This window comes from Streptococcus sp. GMD6S, from assembly GCF_000297015.1.
The window spans coordinates 1-8,490 of the sequence record NZ_AJRH01000055.1; the positions used below are offsets into that span (position 1 = coordinate 1).

An 8,490-nucleotide genomic window follows, 5' to 3' on the forward strand; every position below is an offset into this window, starting at 1 on the left:
CCTGTCTTTGCAATTTTTGCTGGAATGCTCCTCCACCCCTGGCTCTCACCCTACAAACAACTAGACGCAGGTTTGGCCTTTAGTTCCAAGAAATTGCTCCAGTATGCCGTTATCTTACTCGGTTTTGGTCTCAATATCTCGCAAGTCTTTGCAGTTGGACAAACTTCACTCCCCGTCATCCTTTCCACCATTTCGATTTCCTTAATCGTTGCCTACCTCTTCCAGCGTTTCTTTGCGCTAGACACGAAACTGGCTACCTTGATTGGAGTGGGTTCTTCTATCTGTGGTGGTTCTGCCATTGCTGCAACAGCACCCGTTATCCATGCCAAGGAAAAAGAAGTCGCCCAAGCCATCTCCGTTATCTTTTTCTTCAATGTCTTAGCAGCACTTATCTTTCCAACTCTAGGAACCTGGCTTCACTTATCAAATGAAGGCTTTGCCCTCTTTGCAGGAACCGCAGTCAACGATACTTCTTCTGTAACGGCCACAGCCAGCGCATGGGACAGTCTCTACCAGACCAATACCCTTGAGTCTGCAACCATTGTTAAACTCACACGAACTCTGGCTATTATTCCCATCACTCTCTTCCTCTCCTACTGGCAAAGTCGCCAGCAAGAAAATAAACAAGGCGTACAACTGAAAAAAGTTTTCCCACTTTTTATCCTTTATTTCATTCTAGCCTCTCTCTTAACGACTCTTCTCACCTCTCTCGGCGTGTCTAGTAGCTTCTTCACCCCTCTCAAACAACTCTCCAAATTCCTTATCATCATGGCCATGAGTGCCATCGGTCTCAAAACCAATCTGATTGCCATGGTCAAATCAAGCGGTAAATCCATTCTTCTTGGAGCCCTTTGCTGGATTGCCATCATCCTTACCAGTCTTGGCATGCAAGCATTGATTGGTACTTTATAAAATAAAAAGGTAGCCCATGGCTACCTTTTTATTGCTCAAGAATTAAGCGAGTATGTTCTCTCTTAATACAACGATTCATCACGATGTCATCGCATCCTCCAGCACGCAAGATTTCTTCCGCTTCTAGATTTTCAAGTCCTAATTGCGCCCAGAAAATCTTGGCATCTGCCTTGAGAAAATCACGCGCCACATCTGGTAAAAACTCGCTCCGTCGGTATACATTGACAATGTCCACAGGAAAAGGAATCTCAACTAGACTCGCATAAGCCTTCTCTCCCAAAATTTCCCCACCTGCAGCCTTGGGATTAACTGGAATGATTTTATAGCCCCGAGCTTGCATTTCCTTGGTCACTCGATTACTAGTTGTTTCCTCACGATCGGACAAACCCACTACCGCTAACGTTTTACTGGTTGTAAGATACTGACGGATCACACCATCACTTGGATTAATAAATTCTTGGCTCATAGAAATCCTCCTTTTTTCTCAGTATAGCATATTTTGAAAAGGCTTGCAGATTTTGACTATAAAAATCTCCTAGCAAGAAAAGAAACCTGCTAGGAGTTCTGTCTACTTCAAGTGAAAGATTAAATCTTTTTCTCAATACAAAATAGAGGAGAAAGAGGACGTTTTTCGTGGATACGGATAATAGCATCGCCTAGAAGATGAGCAATCGAAATTTGTTCAATCTTATCAATCAAACGCTCTTCTGGTAGGTAGATAGTATCCAAAACAACCAATTTTTTAATAGCTGATTTTTGGATATTGTCCATAGCTGGTCCTGAAAGTACTGGGTGCGTACAGCTTGCGTAAACCTCAACAGCACCTGCTTCAGCAAGAGCATCCGCCGCATGACAAATGGTTCCAGCTGTATCGATCATATCGTCAATCAAAATACAAGTCTTACCTTCTACCTTACCAATGATGTTCATCACTTCACTGGTATTCATCTTGTCTACACTACGGCGCTTGTCAATAATCGCAATCGGAGTTTTCAAAAACTCTGCCAATTTACGAGCACGAGTCACCCCACCATGGTCTGGGCTGACAACCACGTAGTCAGAGCCAACCATGCCACGACGTTCAAAGTAGTCCGCAATCAATGGAGCACCCATCAAGTGATCTACAGGAATATCAAAGAATCCCTGAATCTGTGCAGCGTGCAAATCAATCGTCAACAAACGATCTACCCCAGCAACTTCTAGCATGTTTGCAACGAGTTTTGCTGTGATTGGCTCACGCGCGCGCGCTTTTCTATCCTGACGTGCATAGCCATAGTAAGGCATAACAACATTGACAGATTCTGCACTAGCACGCTTCAAAGCGTCCACCATAATCAAAATTTCAAGTAAATTATCATTTACAGGTGAACTCGTTGATTGTAGGATAAAGACGTGTTTTCCACGGATTGATTCTTCAATGTTGACCTGAATCTCTCCATCTGAAAATTGGCGAACAGTCGATTTCCCCAACTCTATCCCAATTTCTTGCGCCACACGCTCTGCCAATTCTCTATTAGAAGAAAGGGCAAATAGCTTTAAATCAGAAAAAGACATGATTTCCTCCGGTATTTATGTATCACTTGTTTTTACACAACATTTTCCATCTACCATTGTAGCGCTTTTTCCTTTATTTTTCAATCAAAAATAAAACAAGAGCAAACATTTATACCCTTGTTTTATACTATTTTATATTAGCTATATTAAAACTAAAAATCCTACATTTTAACAATCGATTTTATGCTAGGATGAGATTTTTTGAGACAAAGTTAGTATACTTCTCTCATACTTCCTGTATCCACATCATAGACAGCACCTGAAATAACCACATCATCAGGAATCAGTGGAGACTCTCTAAGCAATTGCATATCCTCTCTCACACTCTCTTCAACATCCTGAAATGGTAAAAAATCTTGATCAGACACATCAACTCCGAGCTCGTGTTTCAAATGTTCATGAAAACTTTCATTTTGAAAGGTTTGAGCTCCACAGTCTGTATGGTGCAACACCACAATCTCTCTTGTCCCCATTTGTTGCTGGGAAATTACCAGTGAACGAATCATGTCCTCAGTTACTCGACCACCCGCATTCCGCAAGATATGAGCATCCCCAAGGGCCAAACCTAGAGCTTGCGCAACGTGTAGACGTGAGTCCATACAGGTCACGATAGCTACTCTGGTTTTGGGTTTAAGTGGCAGATTTAACTGCCCATGTAGGGCAACATAAGCCTGATTGGCTTGCATAAACTGTTCAAAATACGACACGATTCCCTCCTCAAAAATTTGACAATCAAATATTTCTCCTATCTTATCATTTTTAAGAAGATTTGTCACGGATTATGCAAAGACCTTTTTCAAAACTTCCTGAATAGTCGTCACACCAATGACTTCAATTTCCTTGGGTGGAGTGATTCCTGTCAAGGAATTCTTGGGTACATAAATCTTGGTAAAGCCCAGTTTTGCCGCTTCATTGATACGTTGTTCGATACGATTCACGCGCCGAATTTCTCCGGTCAAGCCCAGTTCACCCACAAAACATTCCTGAGGATTGGTAGGCTTGTCCTTGTAACTAGAGGCAATAGCCACTGCAACGGCTAAGTCAATAGCAGGCTCATCCAATTTCACGCCACCAGCAGATTTGAGATAGGCATCCTGATTTTGCAAGAGAAGCCCTGCTCGTTTTTCCAAAACAGCCATAATCAGACTTGCACGATTGAAATCAAGTCCAGTCGTCGTACGCTTAGCATTTCCAAACATGGTTGGTGTTACCAAAGCCTGAACCTCCGCCAAAATCGGACGGGTCCCTTCCATAGTCACCACAATTGATGAGCCAGTCGCTCCATCCAAACGCTCTTCTAGGAAAACTTGACTCGGATTGAGTACCTCAACCAATCCGCCCGACTGCATCTCAAAGATGCCAATCTCATTAGTGGATCCAAAACGGTTTTTGACTGCTCTCAAGATACGGAAGGTATGGTGGCGTTCCCCTTCAAAGTAAAGCACCGTATCTACCATATGCTCCAACATACGCGGACCAGCCAAGGTTCCTTCCTTGGTCACATGCCCTACGATAAAGATAGCAATGTTATTAGTCTTGGCCAGCTGCATGAGCTCAGCTGTCACCTCTCGCACTTGAGAAACTGACCCTTGCACTCCAGAAATCTCAGGAGACATAATAGTCTGGATGGAGTCAATAATGAGGAAGTCTGGCTGAATTCTTTCTACTTCTGCGCGAACACTCTGCATATTGGTCTCTGCATAGAGATAAAACTCACTATCAATATCACCCAAGCGCTCTGCACGGAGTTTAATCTGCTGGGCAGACTCCTCCCCACTGACATAGAGAACAGTCCCTACTTGGGACAGCTGAGTTGAAACTTGTAGGAGAAGGGTTGATTTCCCAATCCCAGGATCCCCACCGATGAGGACGAGACTTCCTGGTACCACTCCGCCTCCAAGCACACGGTTGAATTCCTCCATATCCGTCTTGGTTCGATTGACATTGATGGAAGTCACCTCAGCCAGTTTCATGGGCTTGGTTTTCTCACCTGTCAAGGACACACGCGCATTCTTGACCTCTGCAACCTCAACCTCTTCTACAAAAGAAGACCAAGACCCACAGTTTGGACAGCGTCCTAAATACTTAGGTGAGTTGTACTCACAATTTTGACATACAAATGTCGCTTTTTTCTTAGCTATAATAATTCTCCTTTTACGGTTACTCCGAAAGAATGCCACTTATACAATGTATTTTGAAATTTATTCTGGTTGGCAACTCCGACAGCAGACAAATCGACAGAAACCTGATAATTCTCCTTGACAGCTGCCAAGACGGAAGCCTTGACACAGAAATTGCCATCTACCCCTATAAACTCTATGCTCTTAGCACCATTTCCCTCTAAAAAATCTTTTAAATCTGGATTAGTAAAGCAAGAAGCCCGACACTTCTCAAAGATACGAGAAGATACAACTAACAAGTTGGTCGCAAATTTCTTCTTTCTATCTTTTCTCTCCCAGAAAAAACGATTGAGAATATAGATAACTCGGTCGCTGGGATAAGTAGCAATTTTGTCATTTACAGCTGCAGTCAGTTCTTCATGATATGCTTTTCCTACAGCAACATAATCTGACTGCATGTCTACAACTAATAAATAGTCTGCCATTTTATCCCTCTATTTCCCTGTCGATCCAAATCCACCAGTCCGCACGCCATCTGCCTCATCTCCATCTGCAATCAAGAAAGGAGCAAAGACAGCCTGAACCACACGTTCCCCAACTTCGAGAACCACTTCCTGATCAGTAATATTTTTCATCTGAGCAAAGATATGTCCTTCATTCCCTGGATTGCCATAATAGTCTCCGTCAATGACACCCACAGAGTTAATCAAGACCAAGCCTTTTTTACGAGGGTTTGAAGAACGGTCATAGAGATAGAGCACCTCTGTCGGTTGCATATAAGCCTTAACTCCTGTTGGGACCAATATAATCTCACCTGGCGCAATGACAGTTCGTTCGGCAACCTTTAAATCGTACCCAGCTGCATGAGCTGTCTCACGCTTAGGCAACAAATTTTCATCTGTAAAACTCGAAACCAATTCAAAACCACGAATTTTCATATTTTTCTCTTTTCTATAATCATTTATTCTAGGCTATTTTATCTTATTTATTCGAAAAAAGCACGAAAAAAGAGCACACAATTCACATCGCTTAGGGCTGCTGGATTCCTCCCCTGACCCGCTTCACGCAGAACTGTTGCTCCACTAGTTATTATACCACATTCCCCTCTATTTTTAAAGAGAAATTATTTTTTCCGTCGATTTCGGAAAAAGTCCTGCATAATCGCTGCACAGTCATCTTCCAAAATTCCCGTTTCCACCTCTACACGATGATTGAGACGCTCATCTGTCAAAATATCGTACAAACTTCCAGCTGCACCAAATTTCTGATTTTTAGCCCCATAGACCACCTTTGGTATACGAGCTAGCCCAATTGCCCCACTACACATCACACACGGCTCAATGGTCACAAAAAGGGTACAATCCAGCAGACGCCAGCTCTCCTCACTCAGATTCGCATTCTCTATAGCCATGATTTCTGCATGCATGACCGCCCGTTGCAACTCCTCGCGCGCATTATGTCCCCTACCAATGATTTCTCCATCCTTGACAATCACACAACCAATTGGAATTTCATCGTGCTCTAAAGCAATCTCAGCCTCTCTCAAAGCCTCTCTCATAAAAGCTTCTTTTTCTTCAACTGTATAATTCATCGTTCTTCTCTTTTCCTACTTGTCGATTTTATTATTATATCATGATTCTCAAGACAAAAAAAGCCACCGAATGCGGTGACTTAATAGGGAGATTATTATGAAAAAGAAAAGTTTAGGATATTTGTTACAACAAGTTAGGAGGTCTTCTTGTAACTGTCTATAGTATACCCAACCTGTCTTAAACTAATCTTAAAAATCTCCTATGACCAAACACTTTCTAAAATATTAGTTTGTTCACGACCAGGACCTACTGAGAATGTCGAAATGCGAACACCAACCAACTCACTTACACGACGAACATAGTTACGTGCATTCTCAGGAAGGTCTTCCAAATTACGGACTCCAGTGATGTCTTCTGACCAACCTGGCAATTCCTCGTAGATTGGCTTGCAACGTTTCAACTGCTCAAGACTAGCAGGATAGTAATCAATACGTTGACCATCAAGATCATAGGCGACACAGATTTTCACAGTATCCAAACCACTCAAAACATCTATAGAGTTCAATGAAAGATTGGTAATCCCAGATACACGGCGGCTGTGGCGCATCACAACTGAGTCAAACCAACCCACACGACGTGGACGACCAGTTGTTGTACCATATTCATGACCTACTTCGCGAATGCGATCTCCCACTTCATCAAATAATTCAGTTGGGAAAGGTCCGTCTCCTACACGACTTGTGTAGGCTTTACAGACACCTACAACCTTGTCAATCTTACTTGGACCAACACCAGACCCAATTGTCACACCACCAGCGACAGGGTTTGACGACGTAACAAATGGATAAGTTCCTTGGTCAATGTCCAACATGACACCTTGAGCACCTTCAAACAGTACACGTTTGCCATTATCAAGCGCATCGTTCAAGATAACAGATGTATCTGTCACATACTGCTTGATTTGTTGGCCATACTCGTAGTACTCTTCAAAAATATCATCAATTGAAATAGGAGTACTGTCATATAATTTTTCAAACAGACGATTCTTCTCCGCAAGATTGCGTTCCAAACGCTCACGAAAAATTTCTTTATCCAAAAGATCTGCAATACGAATTCCAACACGAGCAGCTTTATCCATATAGGCTGGACCGATTCCCTTGATTGTAGTACCAATTTTATTGTCGCCCTTAGCTTCCTCTTGCAAACTGTCTAATTCAATGTGATATGGTAAAATGACATGCGCACGATCCGAAATGCGCAAATTATCTGTTGTCACACCTTCTTCATGAAGATAATTCAACTCTTTTACTAGAGATTTAGGGTTTACAACCATCCCATTCCCAATAACAGAGATTTTTTCAGGAAAGAAAATTCCAGATGGAATCAAGTGCAACTTAAATTTCTTACCATCAATCACAATCGTGTGACCAGCATTATCACCACCTTGATAACGAGCAATTACCTCTGCATTAGCTGAAAGAAAATCTGTAATTTTCCCTTTACCTTCATCACCCCACTGGGTACCTACAACAACAACTGAAGTCATAATAAAATTCGTCTGAGCTACTAGCAGCTCGTCCTTTCTCATATACATGGCAGGAATTTCACCCGCAATTATATCTTACAATTTATTATAAGAAAAAAACACTATTTTATCAAGAAGAAACAGTAGAAAAGATTTGGAAATTCTCTCATTTCTAAATACAGAAGCCTTTTATTATAAGCTAATTCTATATTTTTTAAAAACTAGCTACAACTATCGTTCGTAATTATGATATAGATGCTTCCTATTGGATAAGAGTTGTACCACCTTGCAGGAATTTATCTAGATATAGACGATAAGCTGTTTTAAAGTGATATAGTGAAAAGTCCCTATCACTTTTTATTTTAAATCGGATTAAGTAATATAGTAAAAAACGAAGATGAAGTGATTCCCACTCTGAACAACTCTGGCCTAAAGAGGCATATTCTTGTTCAACTAGTTTCAAAAAGACAAATGCTCGATCATAAAATTTTTGAATCATATAAAAATTCCCTTTCTTATTAGTAACACTAGTCTAACAAAAAAAAGAACTAAAAAAGCTTCAAATCCTATAAAAGAAGAATTTAAAGCTAAACGAACTGAAAATAAAATAAAGAGGTAATTACAGATTTAAAAATTAAAATTTGAAATTTCAACAATCCACTATATTTATAAATAAAAAAACGCTCAATTGAACGTTTCAATCTATACTCCGCCAGTAGGACTCGAACCTACGACATCATGATTAACAGTCATGCGCTACTACCAACTGAGCTATGGCGGATAAAAGCTAAGCGACTTCCATATCTCACAGGGGGCAACCCCCAACTACTTCCGGCGTTCTAGGGCT

At 41.4% G+C, this 8,490-nt stretch carries 10 protein-coding genes, 1 tRNA gene and 1 other RNA gene; 1 reads left to right on the plus strand and 11 read right to left on the minus strand.

The window, feature by feature from the left end:
- Positions 1-912, plus strand: a 912-nt coding sequence (locus tag GMD6S_RS07440; protein ID WP_000299473.1) for a YeiH family protein, incomplete at its 5' end; no start/stop codon positions are given.
- Positions 913-940: 28 nt separating this feature from the next.
- On the opposite strand, the gene GMD6S_RS07445 is transcribed toward GMD6S_RS07440, so the two are convergent.
- From GMD6S_RS07445 to GMD6S_RS07490, 11 genes are all read right to left on the minus strand, one after another.
- The gene (locus tag GMD6S_RS07445; protein ID WP_000076499.1) at positions 941-1,378 is read right to left on the minus strand and encodes a CoA-binding protein; all 438 of its coding nucleotides are present in this window, start codon (positions 1,376-1,378) and stop codon (positions 941-943) included.
- A 119-nt stretch (positions 1,379-1,497) separates the two neighbouring features.
- A complete protein-coding gene (locus GMD6S_RS07450; protein WP_000010174.1) occupies positions 1,498-2,466 on the minus strand; it encodes a ribose-phosphate diphosphokinase in 969 nt (322 codons plus the stop codon).
- Positions 2,467-2,678: 212 nt separating this feature from the next.
- Entirely contained in the window at positions 2,679-3,173 is a 495-nt protein-coding gene (locus tag GMD6S_RS07455; RefSeq protein ID WP_002876632.1) for a beta-class carbonic anhydrase, read from the minus strand.
- A 72-nt stretch (positions 3,174-3,245) separates the two neighbouring features.
- Entirely contained in the window at positions 3,246-4,607 is a 1,362-nt protein-coding gene (radA, locus tag GMD6S_RS07460) for a DNA repair protein RadA (RefSeq protein WP_080976174.1), read from the minus strand.
- Positions 4,604-5,071 carry an isochorismatase family protein gene (locus GMD6S_RS07465; RefSeq protein WP_000796430.1) on the minus strand — a complete coding sequence of 156 codons (468 nt, stop codon included), beginning with the start codon at positions 5,069-5,071 and terminating at the stop codon, positions 4,604-4,606. The genes radA and GMD6S_RS07465 overlap by 4 nt, the downstream gene beginning before the upstream one ends.
- A 9-nt stretch (positions 5,072-5,080) precedes the next feature.
- Positions 5,081-5,524, minus strand: a complete 444-nt coding sequence (locus tag GMD6S_RS07470; protein ID WP_000701976.1) for a dUTP diphosphatase — start codon at positions 5,522-5,524, stop codon at positions 5,081-5,083.
- 55 nt (positions 5,525-5,579) lie between these two features.
- Positions 5,580-5,677: signal recognition particle sRNA small type (gene ffs / locus GMD6S_RS12300), an RNA gene on the minus strand.
- A gap of 32 nt (positions 5,678-5,709) precedes the next feature.
- Positions 5,710-6,177 carry a tRNA adenosine(34) deaminase TadA gene (tadA, locus tag GMD6S_RS07475; protein WP_001110096.1) on the minus strand — a complete coding sequence of 156 codons (468 nt, stop codon included), beginning with the start codon at positions 6,175-6,177 and terminating at the stop codon, positions 5,710-5,712.
- A gap of 200 nt (positions 6,178-6,377) precedes the next feature.
- A complete protein-coding gene (locus tag GMD6S_RS07480; RefSeq protein WP_008293595.1) occupies positions 6,378-7,664 on the minus strand; it encodes an adenylosuccinate synthase in 1,287 nt (428 codons plus the stop codon).
- A gap of 241 nt (positions 7,665-7,905) precedes the next feature.
- Positions 7,906-8,142, minus strand: a complete 237-nt coding sequence (gene comW, locus GMD6S_RS12980) for a sigma(X)-activator ComW (protein ID WP_000614974.1) — start codon at positions 8,140-8,142, stop codon at positions 7,906-7,908.
- 208 nt (positions 8,143-8,350) lie between these two features.
- Positions 8,351-8,424: transfer RNA gene (locus GMD6S_RS07490), tRNA-Asn, on the minus strand.
- Between the last annotated feature and the right edge of the window lie 66 nt (positions 8,425-8,490).